Annotated in this window: 18 protein-coding genes; 10 read left to right on the top strand and 8 right to left on the bottom strand. The window is 72.8% G+C overall.

Annotated elements, in window-relative coordinates; translation table 11 throughout:
- Positions 1 to 9 precede the first annotated feature (9 nt).
- Complete coding sequence (locus tag ACFVSL_RS17245) at positions 10 to 606, top strand: TetR/AcrR family transcriptional regulator (protein WP_386942215.1); 597 nt, start codon at positions 10 to 12, stop codon at positions 604 to 606.
- On the top strand, positions 573 to 2,228 hold the full coding sequence (locus ACFVSL_RS17240) for a glycerol-3-phosphate dehydrogenase/oxidase (protein WP_386942214.1): 1,656 nt from the start codon (positions 573 to 575) through the stop codon (positions 2,226 to 2,228). The genes ACFVSL_RS17245 and ACFVSL_RS17240 overlap by 34 nt, the downstream gene beginning before the upstream one ends.
- Before the next feature lie 224 nt (positions 2,229 to 2,452).
- On the opposite strand, the gene ACFVSL_RS17235 is transcribed toward ACFVSL_RS17240, so the two are convergent.
- On the bottom strand, positions 2,453 to 3,922 hold the full coding sequence (locus tag ACFVSL_RS17235; RefSeq protein ID WP_386942213.1) for a catalase: 1,470 nt from the start codon (positions 3,920 to 3,922) through the stop codon (positions 2,453 to 2,455).
- A gap of 130 nt (positions 3,923 to 4,052) precedes the next feature.
- Positions 4,053 to 4,493, bottom strand: coding sequence for a Fur family transcriptional regulator (locus tag ACFVSL_RS17230; protein WP_386942212.1), 441 nt, complete (start codon positions 4,491 to 4,493; stop codon positions 4,053 to 4,055).
- 137 nt (positions 4,494 to 4,630) lie between these two features.
- On the opposite strand from ACFVSL_RS17230, the gene ACFVSL_RS17225 reads away from it, so the two are divergent.
- Positions 4,631 to 5,338 carry a DUF1345 domain-containing protein gene (locus ACFVSL_RS17225; RefSeq protein WP_386942211.1) on the top strand — a complete coding sequence of 236 codons (708 nt, stop codon included), beginning with the start codon at positions 4,631 to 4,633 and terminating at the stop codon, positions 5,336 to 5,338.
- 28 nt (positions 5,339 to 5,366) lie between these two features.
- Positions 5,367 to 6,317, top strand: coding sequence for a hypothetical protein (locus ACFVSL_RS17220; protein ID WP_386942210.1), 951 nt, complete (start codon positions 5,367 to 5,369; stop codon positions 6,315 to 6,317).
- A gap of 48 nt (positions 6,318 to 6,365) precedes the next feature.
- Here ACFVSL_RS17220 and ACFVSL_RS17215 read toward each other — a convergent pair whose 3' ends face one another.
- Positions 6,366 to 6,899: an adenine phosphoribosyltransferase gene (locus ACFVSL_RS17215; protein WP_386942209.1), complete on the bottom strand. Its 534-nt coding sequence runs from the start codon at positions 6,897 to 6,899 to the stop codon at positions 6,366 to 6,368.
- Between the two features lie 115 nt (positions 6,900 to 7,014).
- Between ACFVSL_RS17215 and ACFVSL_RS17210 the strand changes: the two genes are divergently transcribed.
- Together ACFVSL_RS17210 and ACFVSL_RS17205 are read left to right on the top strand one after the other, a co-directional pair.
- Positions 7,015 to 7,527 carry a DUF3817 domain-containing protein gene (locus tag ACFVSL_RS17210; protein ID WP_386942208.1) on the top strand — a complete coding sequence of 171 codons (513 nt, stop codon included), beginning with the start codon at positions 7,015 to 7,017 and terminating at the stop codon, positions 7,525 to 7,527.
- A gap of 60 nt (positions 7,528 to 7,587) precedes the next feature.
- Positions 7,588 to 8,406: a shikimate 5-dehydrogenase gene (locus tag ACFVSL_RS17205; protein WP_386942207.1), complete on the top strand. Its 819-nt coding sequence runs from the start codon at positions 7,588 to 7,590 to the stop codon at positions 8,404 to 8,406.
- Between the two features lie 11 nt (positions 8,407 to 8,417).
- Here ACFVSL_RS17205 and ACFVSL_RS17200 read toward each other — a convergent pair whose 3' ends face one another.
- The 4 genes from ACFVSL_RS17200 to ACFVSL_RS17185 form a co-directional block, all read right to left on the bottom strand.
- On the bottom strand, positions 8,418 to 9,617 hold the full coding sequence (locus tag ACFVSL_RS17200) for an MFS transporter (RefSeq protein ID WP_386942206.1): 1,200 nt from the start codon (positions 9,615 to 9,617) through the stop codon (positions 8,418 to 8,420).
- Positions 9,618 to 9,931: 314 nt separating this feature from the next.
- Positions 9,932 to 10,435, bottom strand: coding sequence for a hypothetical protein (locus tag ACFVSL_RS17195; protein WP_386942205.1), 504 nt, complete (start codon positions 10,433 to 10,435; stop codon positions 9,932 to 9,934).
- Positions 10,436 to 10,513: 78 nt separating this feature from the next.
- Positions 10,514 to 12,979: a PEP/pyruvate-binding domain-containing protein gene (locus ACFVSL_RS17190; RefSeq protein ID WP_386942204.1), complete on the bottom strand. Its 2,466-nt coding sequence runs from the start codon at positions 12,977 to 12,979 to the stop codon at positions 10,514 to 10,516.
- A 21-nt stretch (positions 12,980 to 13,000) separates the two neighbouring features.
- A complete protein-coding gene (locus tag ACFVSL_RS17185) occupies positions 13,001 to 13,618 on the bottom strand; it encodes a TetR/AcrR family transcriptional regulator (RefSeq protein ID WP_386942203.1) in 618 nt (205 codons plus the stop codon).
- A gap of 153 nt (positions 13,619 to 13,771) precedes the next feature.
- Between ACFVSL_RS17185 and purL the strand changes: the two genes are divergently transcribed.
- The 4 genes from purL to ACFVSL_RS17165 are packed head-to-tail and all read left to right on the top strand — an operon-like array spanning position 13,772 to position 17,062.
- On the top strand, positions 13,772 to 16,105 hold the full coding sequence (purL, locus tag ACFVSL_RS17180; RefSeq protein ID WP_386942202.1) for a phosphoribosylformylglycinamidine synthase subunit PurL: 2,334 nt from the start codon (positions 13,772 to 13,774) through the stop codon (positions 16,103 to 16,105).
- A gap of 4 nt (positions 16,106 to 16,109) precedes the next feature.
- The gene (locus ACFVSL_RS17175) at positions 16,110 to 16,598 is read left to right on the top strand and encodes an NUDIX domain-containing protein (protein ID WP_386942201.1); all 489 of its coding nucleotides are present in this window, start codon (positions 16,110 to 16,112) and stop codon (positions 16,596 to 16,598) included.
- Positions 16,599 to 16,610: 12 nt separating this feature from the next.
- Positions 16,611 to 16,880 (top strand): hypothetical protein, encoded by a 270-nt coding sequence (locus ACFVSL_RS17170; protein WP_386942200.1) that lies wholly within the window; start codon positions 16,611 to 16,613, stop codon positions 16,878 to 16,880.
- Entirely contained in the window at positions 16,877 to 17,062 is a 186-nt protein-coding gene (locus tag ACFVSL_RS17165) for a hypothetical protein (RefSeq protein ID WP_386942199.1), read from the top strand. Before ACFVSL_RS17170 ends, ACFVSL_RS17165 begins: the two co-directional genes overlap by 4 nt.
- A 61-nt stretch (positions 17,063 to 17,123) precedes the next feature.
- Here the strand turns inward: ACFVSL_RS17165 and erm are convergent, their stop codons facing one another.
- Positions 17,124 to 17,936, bottom strand: a complete 813-nt coding sequence (gene erm, locus ACFVSL_RS17160; protein WP_386942198.1) for a 23S ribosomal RNA methyltransferase Erm — start codon at positions 17,934 to 17,936, stop codon at positions 17,124 to 17,126.
- Positions 17,937 to 17,946: the final 10 nt, after the last annotated feature.

Here is a 17,946-nt window from a genome sequence, read left to right as displayed (position 1 = left end):
TGACACATCATGGAAGATCGTCAAGCACTCGAGCTCGACCGCCCCGCCTGGAGCGAGGCGGAGACGCGCATGCTCGACGCGGCCGCCGACCTCATCGCCGCGCGAGGCGTCGGCGGCGTCACCGTCGCCGAGGTCGCCCGCGACGCCGGGGTGAGCCGCCCGACCGTGTACCGGCGCTGGTCGAGCGCCGACGAGATCGTGCGCGCCGCCCTGCACCGGGCGACCGTCTCGCTCATCGAGCGGTTCCCCGAGCCGGCGCGATCGCGCGACGAGCTCGTGCGCGACGTGATGCGCTTCTCCGAGCTGTTCCGCACCGACCCGCTCTACGGGCGCCTGCTCGAACGCGAACCCGAGGTGTTCACCCGGTACACCCTGCAGCGCATCGGCTCGAGCCAGCGGGTGATCCTGCAGTGGCTCGCCTCGGCGATCGCCCTCGCGCAGCAGGGCGGCACCGTGCGCGCCGGGGCCCCGAGCGACCTCGCGGTCATGCTGCTGCTCATCGCGCAGTCGGCGATCCTCTCGCACAACACCGTCTCCACCCTCATCGACGAGCCGCATTGGAGCAGCGAACTTTGGCACGCACTCGACGGGCACCTGCGCCCCTGACCTCCCGCGCGACGGCCCCGGAGGGTTCGTCGGCACTGAACGCGACCCGTCGCAACCTCAGCTTCGACACCCTCGCCGAACGCCGCGAGCCCGTCGACGTGCTCGTGATCGGCGGCGGGGTGACCGGTGCGGGCGTCGCGCTCGACGCGGCGAGCCGCGGGCTCTCGGTCGTGCTCGCCGAGGCGCACGACCTCGCGTTCGGCACGAGCCGGTGGAGCTCGAAGCTCGTGCACGGCGGCCTGCGCTACCTCGCCACGGGCGACGTCGCCGTCGCCCGTGAGAGCGCCCTCGAACGACACCTGCTGATGACCCGCATCGCCCCGCACCTCGTACGGAGCCTCCCCCAGCTGCTGCCCTTCGTGCCCTCGGTCTCGCGGAAGCAGCGCGTGGTCGGCGGCGTGGGCCTGGGCCTCGGCGACGGACTGCGCATGCTCGCCCGCACGCCCGGCGCCGTGCTCGCGCACCCGCGGCGCGTCGGCCGCGAGGAGGCGCTCCGCCTCGCGCCGGCCCTCCGCCGCACGGGGCTTCGCGGCGGCGTGGTCTCGTACGACGGGCAGCTGGTCGACGACGCGCGGCTCGTCGTCGCCCTCGCCCGCACGGCCGCGGCGTACGGCGCCACCGTGCTGACGCGCGTGACGGTCTCCGAGGCCGACGGCGGCGGCGCGACCCTCACCGACGGCCTCGGCGGCGGCTCGATGCGGGTGCCCGCCCGCGTCGTCGTCAACGCGACGGGCGTCTGGGCGGGCGAGGTCGACCCGGGCATCCGCATGCGCCCGAGCCGCGGCACCCACCTCGTGCTCGACGCGGCCGCGGTCGGCCACCCGAGCGCCGCGCTCACGGTGCCCCACCCCGGCTCGATCAGCCGGTTCGTCTTCGCCCTGCCCCAGCAACTCGGCCGCGTCGTCGTCGGGCTCACCGACGAGGATGCCCCGGGCCCGGTGCCCGACGTGCCGCAGCCCCACGACGACGAGATCGACTTCCTGCTGCGCACCGTCTCGTCCGCGCTCGAACGCCCCCTCGATCGCGGCGACGTGCTCGGCGCCTTCGCGGGGCTCCGCCCGCTCATCGACACCGGCGGCGACGGCGCGACCGCCGACATCTCACGGCGGCACCACGTCGCCGTCTCGGGCTCGGGGCTCGTCAACGTGCTCGGCGGCAAGCTGACGACCTACCGGGCGATGGCCAGGGACGCGGTCGACCTGGCCTGCCGGCACGCCGGCCTCGACGACCCCGGGTGCCGCACCGCGGAGCTCGCGCTCGTCGGCGCGCCCGGCTCGTCCGTCGCCTTCGCGGACCCGGGTGCGGGCGCGGGCGCAGCGGCCGGTGGGGCGCAGCGGCCGACTCCCGGGCGCGCCCTGCCGGCGTCGCTCACGGCCCGCTTCGGCGCCGAGGCATCCACCGTGCTCGCGCTCGCCCGCTGCGACCGCCCGGGCGACCGCATCGCGCCCGACCTCGACGTCACGCGCGCCGAGATCGAGTTCGCGGTGCGCGCCGAGGGCGCCCTCGACGTCGACGACGTGCTCGACCGGCGCACCCGCATCGGCCTGGTCGCCGCCGATCGCGAGCGCGCCCACGACGTGGTCGCCGAGATCGTCGCCGAGTCGCTGGCCCGGCTCGCCTGACCCTGGAGGGCCCGCACCCCACTCGCTCTCGCACTCGCACTCGCACTCGCACTCGCTCGAGATGACAGATTTCGTCGCTTGCGGGCGGCTCCGACCGACAACTCGTGTCACCTCGACGTCCACGCCTGAGGCGAGCAGCATGTGCACTCCGCCACGAACGCGAGCGGCGGATGCCCCGGGGGCGGGCCCCGAGACATCCGCCGTCGTGTTCGCGGTGCGCCCGGCTACGCCGCCGCGCCGTCCTCGGCCGCGATCGCGTGGGCCGCACGCAGCACGGCGCCGAGCTCGGCGTCGACGTTCGTCCAGTACTGGAAGAACCGCTCGCGGATCTCGTCGATCGTGATGGCCTGCGCCTGGCCGAGCAGGGTCGCCTGCAGGCGCTGCTTCGCCTCCGCCGAGTACACGTCGCGGTACAGCGTGCCGGCCTGGCCGAAGTCGCTGTCGTCGGCGCGCAGCGTGTACGCCGTGCGCACGAGCTCGCCGTCGCCCTCCCACGAACCCTCGCCCGCGGCCGCCGCGTCGGCGGTCGGACCGCCGAACGAGTTCGGCGCGTAGACCGGCACGCTCGGCGCGTTGTAGTGGTGGCGCTGCGCGCCGTCCTGCGAGTAGTTCGCGACGGGAGCGGCGTGCGGGGCGTTCACCGGCAGCTGGTTGTAGTTCGTGCCGACCCGGTAGCGCTGCGCGTCGGGGTAGCTGAACACGCGCGCCATCAGCATCTTGTCGGGGCTGATGCCGATGCCGGGCACGGTGTTCGCGGGCGAGAACGCCGCCTGCTCGATCTCCGCGAAGAAGTTCTGCGGGTTGCGGTCGAGCGTGAGCACGCCGACCTCGATGAGCGGGTAGTCGGCGTGCGGCCAGACCTTGGTGAGATCGAAGGGGTTGAAGCGGTAGCTCTTCGCCTCCTCGTAGGGCATGACCTGCACGAAGACGTCCCACTGGGGGAAGTCGCCGCGCTCGATCGCGTCGAACAGGTCGCGACGGTAGTAGTCGGCGTCGGCGCCGGCGATCGCCTCGGCCTCGGCGGCGTCGAGGTGCAGGTCGCCCTGGCGCGAGCGGAAGTGGTACTTCACCCAGAACCGCTCGCCCTCGGCATTGATCCACTGGTAGGTGTGCGAGCCGTAACCCTGCATCTCGCGCCACGACGTCGGCAGGCCGCGGTCGCCCATGAGGTAGGTCACCTGGTGCGCCGACTCGGGCGAGAGCGTCCAGAAGTCCCACTGCATGTCGGCGTCGCGCAGGCCCGACCCGGGCAGGCGCTTCTGCGAGTGGATGAAGTCGGGGAACTTGATGCCGTCGCGGATGAAGAACACCGGGGTGTTGTTGCCGACGAGGTCGTAGTTACCCTCGGGCGTGTAGAACTTCAGCGAGAAGCCACGCACGTCGCGCCAGGTGTCGGGCGAGCCCTGCTCGCCGGCGACCGACGAGAAGCGCAGCAGCGTCTCGACGCTCGCGCCCGGCTGGAAGAGCGCCGCACGGGTGTAGCGCGAGACATCCGCCGTCACCTCGAAGCGGCCGAACGCGCCGCCGCCCTTCGCGTGCACGATGCGCTCGGGGATGCGCTCGCGGTTGAACTGCGCGAGCTTCTCGACGAGATAGCGGTCGTGCAGCACCGTCGCGCCGTCGGCGCCGACGGTCAGCGAGTGCGCGTCGCTCGCGACGGGCGTGCCGGTCTGGGTGGTGGTTGGATTCGTCATGCGTTCGTCCTTCGTTTCTCTGGCGGGCGGGTGACGATGCCGTGCGCGGGGCACGACGACGAGCGCCCCCGGCGGGCGCGCTCGTCCTCCGCCGGGTAGGGCCGGCGGAAGCGGTGGTGGGATGCCGCGGCTAGGCCGCGGGCTCCGCTGATCGGCAGTCGGCGCAGAGGCCCCAGAAGGTGACCTCCGCGGTGTGGATCGCGAAGCCGCCCGGGTCGCTCGGCTCGAGGCAGGGCGGCTGGCCGACGACGCAGTCGACGTCGGCGACCGTGTGGCACTTCGTGCACACGAGGTGGTGGTGGTTGTCGCCGGTCCGGCTCTCGTAGAGCGCCGGCGACCCCGCGGGCTCGATGCGACGCAGGAGCCCCGCGCCGGACAACGCCGCGAGCACGCCGTAGACGGCCTGCAGCGAGGTGGTCGGCAACTCGACGCGCACCCGCTCGAAGACGGTCTCGGCGTCGAGGTGACCGTGACCCGAGAGCGCCTCGAGCACGGCGAGCCGCTGCGCGGTCACCTTGAGCCCGGCTGCGCGGATGCGCGCGGCGGGGTCGTGCTCGGTCGCGGTGTCCATGCCTCAACCGTAGCGAGTTGTTTTGAATGACTCAAATCAACAGCGGGATGTCCCATGCCGACGCCGAGGTCCGGCGGCCCGATGAGCGGGTCTGGCATGCTGAGGGCATCGCGACGTCGCGCGAGACGGGAGGGGCCGTGGCGAGGGAGACCGTCGAGGAGCAGGCCGCCGACGTCGGCGCGATCGTCGCCGAGTCGCTCGGGCTCGCCGTGCAGCTCGGCCTCGTCGCGCTCGGCGTCTGGTTCTTCCTCGACGAGGGCGACGACCTCGACGCCCTCGTCCTCTGGTGCCTCGTCGGCACGGTCTACCTCGTCGCGACCGTCTTCGCGCTGAACCTCGCCGTCCACCGGCCGTCGCTCGCGGGGCGGCACCACACCCGCCGCTTCCTCGCGCACCCCGCGATCCGGGCGACCGCGAGCGTGCTGACCTTCTCGGCGAGCCTCGTCGGCGTGGTCGCCGCGACCATGCTCGTGCTGCTGCGCAACGACCCCGAGCTCGGCCCGTTCGTCGAGGTCTTCGCCGTGTGGGCGATGCTCGTCTCGTGGTGCCTGTTCCACTGGGGATGGGCGCGCATCTACTACGCGAGGTACCACGCCGCGGGGGCGAAGCCGCCGCTCGAGTTCCCGCGCACGCCCGAGCCCGGCCTCATCGACTTCGTCTACTTCGCGTTCACGAACGCCACGAACTTCTCGGTCTCGGACGTGGTCGTGACGGCGACCCGAATGCGCTGGACCGTGGTCTGGCACACGAGCTTCAGCTTCTTCTTCAACGCGCTGATCATCGTGCTCGCGATCAACACGATCACCGGCATCGACATCGACCCCGCCCTGATCGAGTGGGGCTGACCCGGGTCACCCCGGCTAACGTGATCGGGTGACCGCCGAACCGACCGCGCCTCCAGCCACCTCCGCACCGGAGCGCATCCCGTTCGGGCGCACCCCGCTTCCCGCGACCGGCGACGAGTTCGCTGCTCGGGTGCAGCGCTGGCTGCGCGACGAGCTCGACGCCGATGCGCTGACCGACGCGCAGTGGCGCGCCCGCGAGCCCGAGATCTCGGCCCGGCTCGCGGGCGCCGACGTGCGTGAGCTCTCCGTCGACCTCACGCGGATCGCCATCCCGTTCGCGCTGCCGACCGGCCTGGTCGAGCCCGAGGCGTTCGACCCCGCGACCGGTCACCCGCTGCCGGCGGCGCCCGCGCCCGAGCCCGAGCCCGTCGTGCGGCGCACACCCGCGACGCTCGAGGAGCTCCGCCTCGTGGGGCGCCCGGTCGTGATCGCCGGGCTCCCGGTCGTGGTCGACGGGCTCGCCCGCGGCATCCGGTTCGACTGGGTCGAGACCGGTGACGGCGAGCTCTCGATCGAGGAGGTTCCCCTCGCGGACGCCGCACCGCTGCACGGCTACCTCTCGGCGTCGGCGCAGACGGGCGAGCTCGTGGCCGCCCTCGACGCGCTGCTGCGCGCGGCGCTCGCCGAGATGGGCCTGCGCCTGAAGGCCCTCGAGGTGACGATCGAGGGGTCCACCCGTGACGCCCTGCGTCTCGGGGCGTTCGCCCGCATCGGCAAGGGCCCGTTCTCGGCGAGCGCGCGGCTCTCGACGGCCGTCAGCGTCGACCGCTCGTTCACGCTGCGCATCCGTCGACTGCGCCTCACGAGCGCCAATCCCATCGTCGCGATCGCGCTCCTGTTCGCCCGGCGCGGGCTGCGCGCCGCCCGGCGCACCCGGGTGCCGCTCGCCGAGCAGCTTCCTCCGGGCACGCGCTTCGCCGAGTTCTCGGTCGACGCGGGGCGGGGCGACCGCGTCGAGCTCGTGGCGCGGCTCAGGTAGCCGCGGCCGCGCGCACCCCCATCCCGAGGCTCGCCGGGCGCGACCGCGTCAGTACTGCAGCAGACTGTAGGTCTCGAACGAGTCGGGCAGCGCGGCCCGCCCGCCGAGCCCGTCGAGCTCGATCGCGACCGAGACGCCCGCGACCTGCCAGCCGGCCCGCTCGACGAGGCGGGCCGCGGCGCCGACCGTGCCGCCGGTGGCGAGCACGTCGTCGACGATGAGCACCCGGGTGCCGGGCGGCAGTTCGCCCTCGTGCACCTCGAGCGCGGCGGTGCCGTACTCGAGCGCGTACTCCTCGGTGAGCACGGCGCGCGGCAGCTTGCCCGCCTTGCGGATCGGCAGCACGCCGACGCCGGCCGCGACCGAGGCCGCCGCCGCGAGCAGGAACCCGCGCGCCTCGACCCCGGCGAGCACGTCGAACCGGCCGGCGAACGGGGCGGTCAGCGCCTCCGCGAGCGCGTGGAACGCCTCGCCGTCGGCGAAGACGGGCGTCAGGTCGCGGAAGAGCACCCCGGGCTCTGGGAAGTCGGGGATGACGGCGAGCCGGGACTCGACGAGGGCACGGGTGTCTTGCGCGTTCACCGTGGCAGCCTACTCCGACCGGCTCCGCCCGCCCTGAGTTCAAACCTTCGACGGATGCCGCGCACATCTGCGTTTGCGACGATGGAAGCATCCCGACCACTGGAGCCACGACCGCATGACCACCTCCCCCGCCACGAGCGCGACCGCCGCCGTCACCGCCCCCGCGAGCCGGCTGACGCCGAAGCGCCTCTACCGCGCACTCGCCCTCGCCGAGGCCGTCACGTGGACGATCCTCATCGTCGCCATGATCCTGAAGTACGCGGGCGGCATCGAATGGGCGGTGCTCGTGGGCGGGTCGATCCACGGTTTCGTGTTCCTCGCGTACGCCTTCCAGTCGGTGCTCGTCGGCGTGAACCAGCGCTGGAACGTCGGCCGCATCGCGTTCGCCGTGCTCACCGCGATCGTGCCCTACGCCACGGTGCCGTTCGAGCTGTGGCTCGTGCGCAAGGGCCACCTCGAGGGCGACTGGCGCTTCGAGGCGACCGACCACCCCGCCGACGGCAACTGGGTGAACCGCCTGCTGCGCTGGTTCCTCGCCCGGCCGCTGCTGCTGACGGTGCTCGCCGTCGTCGGCATCGCGGCGCTCTTCGCGGTGCTGCTCATGATCGGCCCGCCGAAGATCGGCTGATCCTGCCCGCCGGGCGACGAAGCGTATCGGGACCCCCGCTGCGCAGAGCATGATTGATGCATGCCCATCCTCAACAAGGACATGCAGCTCTGCATCTCGCTCGCCGGCCGCCCGTCGAACCTCGGCACGAGGTTCCACAACTACCTCTACGACGAGCTCGGGCTGAACTTCGCCTACAAGGCCTTCACGACCGACGACATCGAGGGCGCCGTGCGCGGCATCCGGGCGCTCGGCCTCCGCGGATGCTCCGTGTCGATGCCGTTCAAGGAGGCGGTCATCCCCCTCATCGACGTCGTCGAGCCCTCGGCGGCGGCGATCGAGTCGGTCAACACGATCGTGAACGACGGCGGCGTGCTGACGGGTTCCAACACCGACTTCGAGGCGATCGCCCAGCTCATCGCCGACAACGAGCTCGACCCCTCGCTGCGTGTGCTCGTGCGCGGATCGGGCGGCATGGCGAAGGCCGTCGTCGCGGCGTTCCGCGACGCGGGCTTCGAGCACCTCACGGTGCTCGCCCGCAATGCGGAGCTCGGCTCGGCGCTCGCCGAGCAGTACGGCTACGCCTGGGTCGCCGACGACCCCGCCCCCGGTTCGGCCGAGCTGATCGTCAACGTCACCCCCCTCGGCATGCAGGGGGCGGATGCCTCGGCGCTCTCCTTCTCCGACGAGCACATCGCCGCGGCATCCGTGGTGTTCGACGTGGTCGCCTTCCCCGCCGAGACGCCCCTGATCCTCGCCGCGCGCGCGGCGGGCAAGACCGTGATCACGGGCGCCGAGGTGCACGCCCTGCAGGCCGCCCGGCAGTTCGAGCGCTACACCGGCGTCTCGATCACGCCCGAGCAGATCGCCCGCGCGGCCGCCTTCTCACGCGCCGAGTAGCTCCCGCGAGCTCAGCGGCTGACGCGGTTGACGAGCGCGGTCCACACCAGGGCCGCGGTCGCGCAGCTGAGCAGTCCCACGAACACCCACGGCAGCGCGGGGAGCCCGAGGACGCCGTAGAGCGCGGCGCCGAGGAGCGCGCCGCCGCCGATGCCCGTGTTGAAGGCCGTCGTGTAGAACGACGCCGCCGCGTCGCGGATCTTCGCCGACGCCGAGTGCAGCAGTCGCGTGTTGAGCATCGTCGGCAGGGCGCCGAACGCCGTGCCGAACAGCAGGAAGCTCGCGATCGACACCACCGGCACCTCGGGGAACGCGGCGAGCCCCGCGGCGCCGAGCCCGGTCGCGACCATCGCGACGACGAGGCCGACCGTGGGCCGGCGCCCGAGCACCGCGCCGGCGAGCACGAGCCCGACCGCACCGGCGATGCCGTAGACGAGCAGCATGGGGCTGATCGCGCTCGACGGCAGCCCCATGACGTCGGTCATGTAGGGCGCGATGTAGGTGTAGAAGGTGTACATGCCGATCATCGTCACGGCTGTGATGAGGCACACCACGATCACCGGCACGAACGTCGGGTCCTTGCGCACGCGGACCGGCGCGGCATCCGCCTCGCCCGCGTGATGCCGCACCGGAGGCAGGAACCGCCAGACCAGCACGGCGCCGATCAGCGTCAGCACGCCCATCGCGGCGAACGCGAACCGCCAGCCGAGCGCCTGCCCGAGGGCCGTGCTGAGCGGCACGCCCAGCACGAAGGCCGCCGACCCGCCGGCGACCGAGATCGAGACGGCGCGGGCGAGCTGCTCCTTCGGCACGAGGTGACCGGCGTAGGCGCCGACGACCGCCCAGAAGAGGCCGTGCGCCGCACCGCCGAGGACGCGCGTGGCGACCACAGTCGGATAGTTCGGCGCGAGCGCGCTGAGCACGCAGCTCACGGCGAGGAGCATGAGGGTGATGACGATGAGTCGTCGGCGAGCGACCCGGCGGGTGAGGGCCGCGAGCGGCACGGTCAGCACGACCACGGTCGCCGCGAACACGGTGACGAGGAGGCCGATGAGCGGCTCGCCGACGCCGAGCTCGCGGCTCATGTCGGGCAGGAGGCCGGTCGGCAGCATCTCGATCGTGACCGAGAGGAAGACGGCGGAGGCGAGGACGGTGAGCCCGAGCCAGGGGAACGGCGGCGCAGGATGCACCGTGGGAACAGACGAGGTCATGAAGGATCCAGCAGCGGATGGCGTACCCCGCGGAGCGGCGGCGTGCGAGGCTTCGCGAGTGCCGGCGGCGGGTCGACTGCGCGCTGATGTGCGCGCCCAGGGTCATCGAGAATGCGACGACCGCCAGCCATTCTAGCGGAGGGTGCGCGGCGGCGTCCGGAGCGGCCATCGAGAATGCGACGACCGCCAGCCATTCTCGCGGAGGGTGCGCGGCGGCGTCCGGAGCGGCCATCGAGAATGCGACGACCGCCAGCCATTCTCGCGGAGGGTGCGCGGCGGCGTCCGGAGCGACCTCCAGCCGCTCGACGGGGCGATCAGCGCACGAGCGAGCTCAGCCAGATGATGAGCAGCCCGAGGGTCGCGGTGACCACCGCGCTGAGCACGCGCAGGTACCAGGGGCTGCCGCGGCGGGCGGAGGCCGCGAACCCGAGCACCGCGAGCACGACGACGCCGACCCAGAGCGCCGCGTAGTAGGCCACGTACTCGTCGAGCACCCCCACGACGGCGAGCAGCAGGAAGACGACCGGCAGCACCATCGAGGCGATGAGCCCGGTCGTGTGGCTCATCGACCGGCGGGCCGCGACGAGGACGGCGCGGAGTCGCGGCTCCCGGTCGCCCTCGCGCGCGAGGATGCCCGAGTAGACGTGCGCGAGCCAGAAGACGCCGACCGAGCCGAGCACGAAGAGCAGCACCTCGAGGTCGGTGTCGTCGTTCCAGCCGACGGCGATGACGGCGCTCACGAGCACCGTGCCATGGATGGCGTGCTCGGTGCGGAAGGTCGACAGGACCCGTTGGACCGGCGTGCGGGTGGTGCTCATCGCGGCTCCCCTCGGCCAGACGAACGGGGTCGGTGCTCGGAGCCTACTCGCGACTGGTCGTGCCCGCGCGGCAGTCGTTCAGCGGCGCACCGTGCCGGTGGTGCCGTCGACGAGCACGATCTCGCCGTCGCGCAGCCTCGAGGTGCCGTCTCCGGTGCCGACGATCGCCGGGATGCCGAACTCGCGCGCGATGATCGCCGGATGCGACAGCACCCCGCCGTGGTCGGCGACGACGGCCGCGACCTGTCCGAGGATCGGGCTCCAGGAGGGTGCCGTCGTCGGGCACACGAGCACGTCGCCCTGACGGATGAGCGGGAAGTCATCGGGCCCGCGCACGATCCGGACGGGGCCGCGCGCTCGCCCCGCGGAGGCCGGTGTGCCGCCGGCGAGCGCATCGGCAGGCACCGTGCTCGGCGACTGGCCCGTGATCGAGCCGAGGTACCAGACGAGCGCTTCGTTGGCGAAGCGGGCCTCGGCCGGCAGCGCACTGAGGTTCGGCGGCGGCGCGAGCGCCCCGACCTCCGGCCGGTCGCCGAGGAGCGCCGCCTCGTCGAACGAACGTCGGCGTTCGGAGGTCACGCGACGCAGGCGCTCCCCGCCGCCGTCCGCCTCGCGGAGTTCGTCCGGCGTGAGCATGAAGCAGTCGTCGGCACGCTCCAGCGCGCCCTGCGCGGCGAGCCGCGCGCCGATCTCCACGGTGATGCGGCGGATCGATCCGAGCGGTTCGTTGAATCCGAGCAGCTCGCTCTCGTCGCGGGCCCCGTAGTACCGCGCGGCGCGCGCGACCGCGCGCCGCCAGCGCAGCCGTTCGTGCTCGGACGCCGCCTCGAGCGCGACGTCCTCGAGCCGCGAGGCGTCCCCGGTCGGACGCTGCGACGGTCGGACGGCGTCAGCGCCGAGACGCGCCCGGACCCGTCCGACGGCCGCCTCGAACGCGGGCTGGAGCGAGTCCGGCGCCTCCGCGAGCGTCGGATCCATCGGGTCGAGGCCGAGCATCCTGCCCCCGTAGCGCCGGAGGTAGCGCTCGACGGCCTCGGCGAACCCGGCGTCGGCGCTGGCGAGCGTCGCGAGGTCGCCGACCGGTCGATCCGCCGCGGCCGCGGACGTGCCGATGGCGCGTTCCGCGAGTTCGTCGAGCGCGACCGCCGCATCCGTGGAGGCCGACGAACGCGCCCGGAGCTCGAACAGGGCACGGGCCGGCTCCCAGCCCAGCAGGTCTCGCGCGAGGAAGACGTACTCGCCCATCACCTGCGACAGCGCGAACACCACCGCGAAGTGCTCCGCGAGCGTCTCGTCGAAGAACTCCCGGGTCTCGTCGAGCAGCTCGAACAGCTCGCGGAGGTCGAGCACGGCGAGGTCGGCCCCGCGTCGCAGCTGCAGCTCCGAGGTGAGACGAGGGGCGTCCTGCTCGACCCATCGTTCGAGCACCTCGCCCGCCGTGTCGGCCCGGACCGCGTCGACCGAGCGCGCGACGCGCGAACGGAGCGCGGGGACGACCCGGATGAGCAGGGGAAGCAGCCACCCGGGCGGCGGCGGCAGCTTGGACGGGCCGCCGAAGGGGATCACCTCCGCGTAGACGCGGTGATCGACGACGTGCACCTCGGCGGTCGAGATGAGGAGCCCGAAGAGATCGGCCGCCCGGCCGAGTCCGGCGCGCATGGTGCCCGCCCAGATCCCGACGCCGAAGGGCGAGAGGCGATCCGGCCAGTGCAGCGAGTCGCGCAGCCACGTCGCGGGGACGGGCTCGCGGGCGGCGGCGGGCACGGGCAGGGGCAGGGTGGTGATCGGTCGACTCTGCACGACGTTGAGCTCGCCCCCCGCGAGCGCCCACTCGACGTCCTGGGGCGCGTCGAACTCCTCGCCGAGCTGCCGGACCAGCTCGGCGATCCGCCGTGCCTCGGCCTCGTCGAGCAGGGCGGGCCCGTCGGCACCGGCCCGCCGAACGGCCGCGTCGTGCTCGACCGTCCAGCGCTCAGGCGAGGTCGCACCGTCGAGCAGTCGGTCGGCGAGGCCCGCCACCGCCTCGATCACGACGCGGTCGTCGCCGCTGACCGGGTCGCGCCCGAACGCCACGCCCGCCGAGGCGGGGTCGAGCTGCCGCTGGACGAGCAGGGCGAGCGAGCCGTCGCCCGTCCGGCGGGCGTCCCGGTAGGCGGCGAGGTGCTCGCTCGTCGCGGCCCGCCAGCAGCGTTCGACCGCGGCGATCGCCTCGTCGGCGCTCGCCACGTGCAGCACGGACTCGAACTGCCCGGCGAAGGAGGAGCCGGCGAGGTCCTCCGCGACCGCCGACGATCTCACGACGATCGGATACCCGAGGCGGTCGCAGGCCGCGATGAACGACTCTCGGAGCTCGCCGGGGAGCACCGGCGCACCCGCCGAACGGGTCGCCCGATCGTGGACCGCGGTCGAGAGGACGAACCCGTCGGGCACGGGTCGTCCGTCCGCGCGCAGCTTCGCGAGCCGGAGCGCCTTGCCGCCGATGACGCCGACCGGCAGGCCGGCGGCCTCGTCGAGCGGGATGAGCGCCGACACGGTGGTGTGCATGGCATGACTCCTTCGTCTGCGTCAATCCGGGTTCGGTCGCCCTCCGCGGGCGAGTTCGGCGAGGAGCGTCCGGACGATCCATCCGGCGGTCGTCGAGGCATCCTCGTCGGTGAGCTGATCGGTGAGCAGCAGCCAGGCGCGCCCGGATGCCACCAGTCGGAACGCGGCGGCCACGCGCGCCCGCTCCTCGGGGGCGATCGCCGGGGCGACGCGGTCGACGGCGACGTCGACCAGCTCGGCGACGCGACCGTGGAGCGAGCCGCGGACGACCGAGCGCGGCGAGGCGGCCGCCCAGGCGAGCACGAGCTCGCGGCGTGCGCCCAGCTGGAGCGCGAGGTCCTCCAGCACGCGCGCGAGGTCGTCGCCCCCGGTCGAGAGCGCGCGGTCGAAGCACGCCCGGAGGAAGGCATCGGCCTCCGCATCGAGCCCGGCGAGCAGGTCCTCCCGGCTTCCGAAATGCCGGTAGAGCGTGCGGAGGGAGCATCCCGCCTCATCGGCGACCGCCTGCATCGAGAGCTCGGCGACGCCGTCGCGAACGACCACCGTCGCGAGCGCGTCGGTGATGACCCGACGGGTGAGATCCCGCTGCCGATCGCGCAGCGTGTGATCGGCGATCTGATGAGACACGGTCCTGGCCATTTCGCGCACCTTCATGCTCTCTTGGCACGAAGTCTGCCATATCTGAGCATTTCTCACAAGGCCTGCTCGCCTGAGCACGGCCGGTAGACTGCTGGGGTCAGGCATTCGCCCCGCGGCATCCGCCTCGCCGCCGTCTTCTGGAGCTCGCCACTCGTGACCATCAACACTCCCGCCAACATCGCTGCACCGACGACCGCGGTGCTCGACACCGTCGAGGTCGCGGCCGCCACGCCCGAGAAGGAGCAGCCGTACGCGGCCCTCGGCCTGAAGCCCGACGAGTACGAGCGCATCCGCAACATCTTGGGCCGCCGGCCCACGAGCGCCGAGCTCGCCATGTACTCGGTCATGTGGAGCGAGCACTGCTCGTACAAGTCGTCGAAGATCTACCTGCGCCAGTTCGGCAAGAAGGTCACGCCCGACATGAAGAAGCACCTCATGGTCGGCATGGGCGAGAACGCCGGCGTGCTCGACATCGGCGAGGGCTGGGCCGTCACCTTCAAGATCGAGTCGCACAACCACCCCTCGTACATCGAGCCGTTCCAGGGCGCCGCGACCGGCGTCGGCGGCATCGTGCGCGACATCATCTCGATGGGCGCCCGTCCCGTCGCCGTCATGGACGCGCTTCGCTTCGGCGACATCGACCACCCCGACACCGCACGCGTCGTGCACGGCGTCGTCTCGGGCATCAGCTTCTACGGCAACTGCCTCGGCCTCCCGAACATCGGCGGCGAGACCTGGTTCGACGGGGTCTACCAGGCGAACCCGCTCGTCAACGCGCTCGCGGTCGGCGTGCTCCGCCACGAAGACCTGCACCTCGCGAACGCCAAGGGTGCGGGCAACAAGGTCGTGCTCTTCGGCGCCCGCACCGGCGGCGACGGCATCGGCGGCGCGTCGATCCTCGCGTCAGACACCTTCGCCGAGGGCGGCCCGACCAAGCGCCCCGCGGTGCAGGTCGGCGACCCCTTCGCCGAGAAGGTGCTCATCGAGTGCTGCCTCGAGCTGTTCCAGAACGACCTCGTCGAGGGCATCCAGGACCTGGGCGCAGCCGGCATCTCGTGCGCGACCAGCGAGCTCGCCTCCAACGGCGACGGCGGCATGTCGATCGTGCTCGACGACGTGCTCCTCCGCGACCCCACGCTCACTCCCGAGGAGATCCTCATGAGCGAGAGCCAGGAGCGCATGATGGCGATCGTGAAGCCCGAGAAGCTCGAGGGCTTCCTCAAGGTCGTCGAGAAGTGGGACGTCGAGACGAGCGTGCTCGGCGAGGTCACCGACACCGGCCGCCTCTCGATCATGTGGCACGGCCAGGAGATCGTGAACGTCGACCCGCGCACCGTCGCCGTCGACGGCCCCGTCTACGAGCGCCCGGTCGCCTACCCGACGTGGATCGACGCCCTGCAGGCCGACACGGCCGCGAAGCTCGACCGCCCGGCGACGCCTGACGAGATCCGCGAGCAGTTCCTGAAGCTCGTCGGCTCGGCCAACCAGGCCGATGCCGCGTGGGTCACGAACCAGTACGACTCCTACGTGCTCGGCAACACCGCGCTCGGCGCCCCCGACGACGCCGGCATGGTCCGCGTCGACGAGGAGTCCGGCCTCGGCGTCTCGGTCGCGACCGACGCCAACGGCCGCTACTCCTACCTCGACCCCCGCCAGGGTGCGAAGCTCGCGCTGGCCGAGGCGTACCGCAACGTCGCCGTGACGGGCGCGAAGCCCATGGGCGTCAGCGACTGCCTGAACTTCGGCTCCCCCGAGAACCCCGAGGTCATGTGGCAGTTCTCCGAGACCGTCGAGGGCCTCAGCGACGGATGCCTCGAGCTCGGCATTCCCGTCACCGGCGGCAACGTCAGCTTCTACAACCAGACCGGTGACGTGCCGATCCACCCGACGCCCGTCATCGCCGTGCTCGGCGTGATCGACGACGTCGCCCGCCGCATCCCGAGCGGATGGCAGGACGAGGGCCACAACATCTACCTCCTCGGCGACACGAGGGCGGAGCTCGACGGCTCGGCCTGGGCCGGGGTCGTGCACGGCCACCTCGGCGGTCGCCCGCCGGCCGTCGACCTCGCCGCCGAGAAGACGCTCGCCGAGCTGCTCTCGGCCGCGACGATCGAGGGCCTCATCGACTCGGCGCACGACCTCTCCGACGGCGGTCTCGCGATCGCCCTCGCCGAGGCGGTCTCGCGCTTCGGCGTCGGGGCCCGCGTGTTCCTCGGCGAGGTGCTCGCCGACGGCGACGTCGACCTCGCGACCGCGCTGTTCAGCGAGTCGACGGGCCGCGTCATCGTCACGGTCCCGCGGGAGGACGACGTGAAGTTCCGCGGCCTCTGCGAGGGCCGGGGCTACCCGGTCCGCCGCATCGGCGTGACCGACGCGGCCTCCGGCACGCTCGAGGTGCAGGACGCCTTCACCGTCTCGATCGACGAGCTGCGCACCGTCAACCGCGCGCCGCTCGCCGACGCGTTCGGGCCGGTCGTCGGCTACTGATGCGGTGACCGACCACTACACCGACGCATACGCGTCGACCCACGGGCGCTTCACGGTGGTGCCCGCGGCCTACGTGCTGCTGCGCCGCGGGCACGAGGTGCTGCTGCAGCTGCGCCGCGGCACCGGCTACTACGACGAGCACTGGGCGTTCGGCGCGGCGGGTCACGTCGAGGCCGGCGAGTCGCTGCTCGCCGGCGCGGCGCGCGAGGCGGAGGAGGAACTCGGCGTCTCGGTCGAGCCCGGTGCGCTCGAGCTGCTGACCCTCATGCACCGCACCGATGGCAGCGGCCGTCCCATCGAGCAGCGTTTCGACGTCTTCTTCGCGGTCGACGAGTGGGCGGGCGAGCCGCGCCTGCTCGAGACGCAGAAGGCGGCGGCGCTCGAGTGGTTCTCGCTCGACGCCCTGCCCGAGCCCGTCGTACCGCACGAGCTGCGGGTGCTCGAGGCGCTCCGCGACGATCGGCTCGAGCCCGTCACGCTGTTCGGGTTCTGAGCGGGCGACGACATGGCCGACGCACTCGGAGTCCCGGGCCTGATCATGGGCGGCGCGATCGCGCTGTTCGTGGTCGCCCTCGTGGTCGGCATGGTCGTGCGCGGGGTGCGGGCGCCCCGCGGGCAGCGCCTGCGCGAGGCCTTCGGCCCGCTCGCCGGCGCGGGCGAGACCTACCAGGAGCTGCACACGGGCCAGCGCGGCCTGCAGGACTCGATCATCGAGTCCGTCCAGGAGCAGGAGCACGGCGGGCAGACGACGAGCGACAGGAAGAGCACGACATGAACGACTTCGCCTTCTACGGCATCCTCCTCGGCGGTGCGATCGCACTGTTCGCCGTCATCATCCTCATCGGCGTCGTGATCCGCGCGATCAAGGCCCCGCCCGGCGAGAAGATGCGCGAGGCGTTCCGCCTCCGCCCGCCGGTCGACGACGACGACGACGATCGGCGCGACTGGCGCCGCTGAGGCGCTGAGGCGCTGGCGCCGCGGAGCCGCTGAGCCAGCGGCCGCGCGTGCGGCGCATCGATCAGCGCCGCCGCACCTCCCCCCACAGCGCACCCCAGTCCTCGGCGGTGAGCCGGCCGGGCAGCACGTCGCGCGCGAGGCCGCGCCGGGCGAGCCACGACTTCGCCTGCGCGGGGCTCATCGGTCTCGGCGTTCGGGTGAGGATCTGCGCCAGACCGCGCCCGCGCCCCCGGAACACCGCCGCGACGAAGCCGCAGTAGCCGCGTCGCTCGGCGGGCGCAACGAGCGGGTCGGCCCGGCGCCGAACGCTGAACAGCCCGGCGTCGACCGCGGGCACTGGGCGGAAGGCTCGCGCAGGCACCCGCCCGTCGAGCGCGAACTCGAACCACGGGGCCGACTGCGCGGTGAGCAGGCTCGAGCCGCCGACCCCGCAGCGGCGACGTGCCGCCTCCCACTGCGTGAGCAGCACGGCGTCGGTCCACCCGGGGCGTTCGAGGAGCGAGCGCAGGATGGCCGTCGTGAGGTGGAAGGGCACGTTGCCGACGACGACGTGCGGTGCGGCGGGATACCTCCAGCGCAGCACATCGGCCTGCTCGACCGCGACTCGCGGGCCGAACCGGCGCCGCAGGGCCTCGGCACGGCCGGGGTCGAGCTCGAGCGCCGTGAGCGGTCGGCCGAGACGGGCGAGCGGGGCGGTGAGGGCGCCCCCGCCCGCGCCCAACTCGACGATCGGTCCGCTGGTCGCCGCCGCGAGCGCGACGAAGCGGTCGATCGCGGCGCGATCGACGAGGAAGTTCTGCCCCAGCTCCTGCCGGCCGCCGTGGCCGGCCCGGGTCTGGCGAGGGGTGGATGATGCGTGTTCGCGTGTGCGCAAGAGTCTGCTC

This window comes from Agromyces sp. NPDC058064, from assembly GCF_042885275.1.
Taxonomy (GTDB): Bacteria; Actinomycetota; Actinomycetes; order Actinomycetales; family Microbacteriaceae; genus Agromyces.
The sequence above is the reverse complement of the archived record's forward strand: the minus strand, read 5'-3'. Positions and strand labels throughout refer to the sequence as shown.

Bases quoted from the DNA above. Each gene is read 5' to 3' on its own strand.
- ACFVSL_RS17245 (WP_386942215.1), top strand. From the start codon at position 10: ATGGAAGATCGTCAAGCACTCGAGCTCGACCGCCCCGCCTGGAGCGAG.
- ACFVSL_RS17235 (WP_386942213.1), bottom strand. From the start codon at position 3,922: ATGACGAATCCAACCACCACCCAGACCGGCACGCCCGTCGCGAGCGAC.
- ACFVSL_RS17230 (WP_386942212.1), bottom strand. From the start codon at position 4,493: ATGGACACCGCGACCGAGCACGACCCCGCCGCGCGCATCCGCGCAGCC.
- ACFVSL_RS17210 (WP_386942208.1), top strand. From the start codon at position 7,015: ATGACCACCTCCCCCGCCACGAGCGCGACCGCCGCCGTCACCGCCCCC.
- ACFVSL_RS17205 (WP_386942207.1), top strand. From the start codon at position 7,588: ATGCCCATCCTCAACAAGGACATGCAGCTCTGCATCTCGCTCGCCGGC.
- ACFVSL_RS17200 (WP_386942206.1), bottom strand. From the start codon at position 9,617: ATGACCTCGTCTGTTCCCACGGTGCATCCTGCGCCGCCGTTCCCCTGG.
- ACFVSL_RS17195 (WP_386942205.1), bottom strand. From the start codon at position 10,435: ATGAGCACCACCCGCACGCCGGTCCAACGGGTCCTGTCGACCTTCCGC.
- ACFVSL_RS17190 (WP_386942204.1), bottom strand. From the start codon at position 12,979: ATGCACACCACCGTGTCGGCGCTCATCCCGCTCGACGAGGCCGCCGGC.
- ACFVSL_RS17185 (WP_386942203.1), bottom strand. From the start codon at position 13,618: ATGGCCAGGACCGTGTCTCATCAGATCGCCGATCACACGCTGCGCGAT.
- ACFVSL_RS17170 (WP_386942200.1), top strand. From the start codon at position 16,611: ATGGCCGACGCACTCGGAGTCCCGGGCCTGATCATGGGCGGCGCGATC.
- ACFVSL_RS17165 (WP_386942199.1), top strand. From the start codon at position 16,877: ATGAACGACTTCGCCTTCTACGGCATCCTCCTCGGCGGTGCGATCGCA.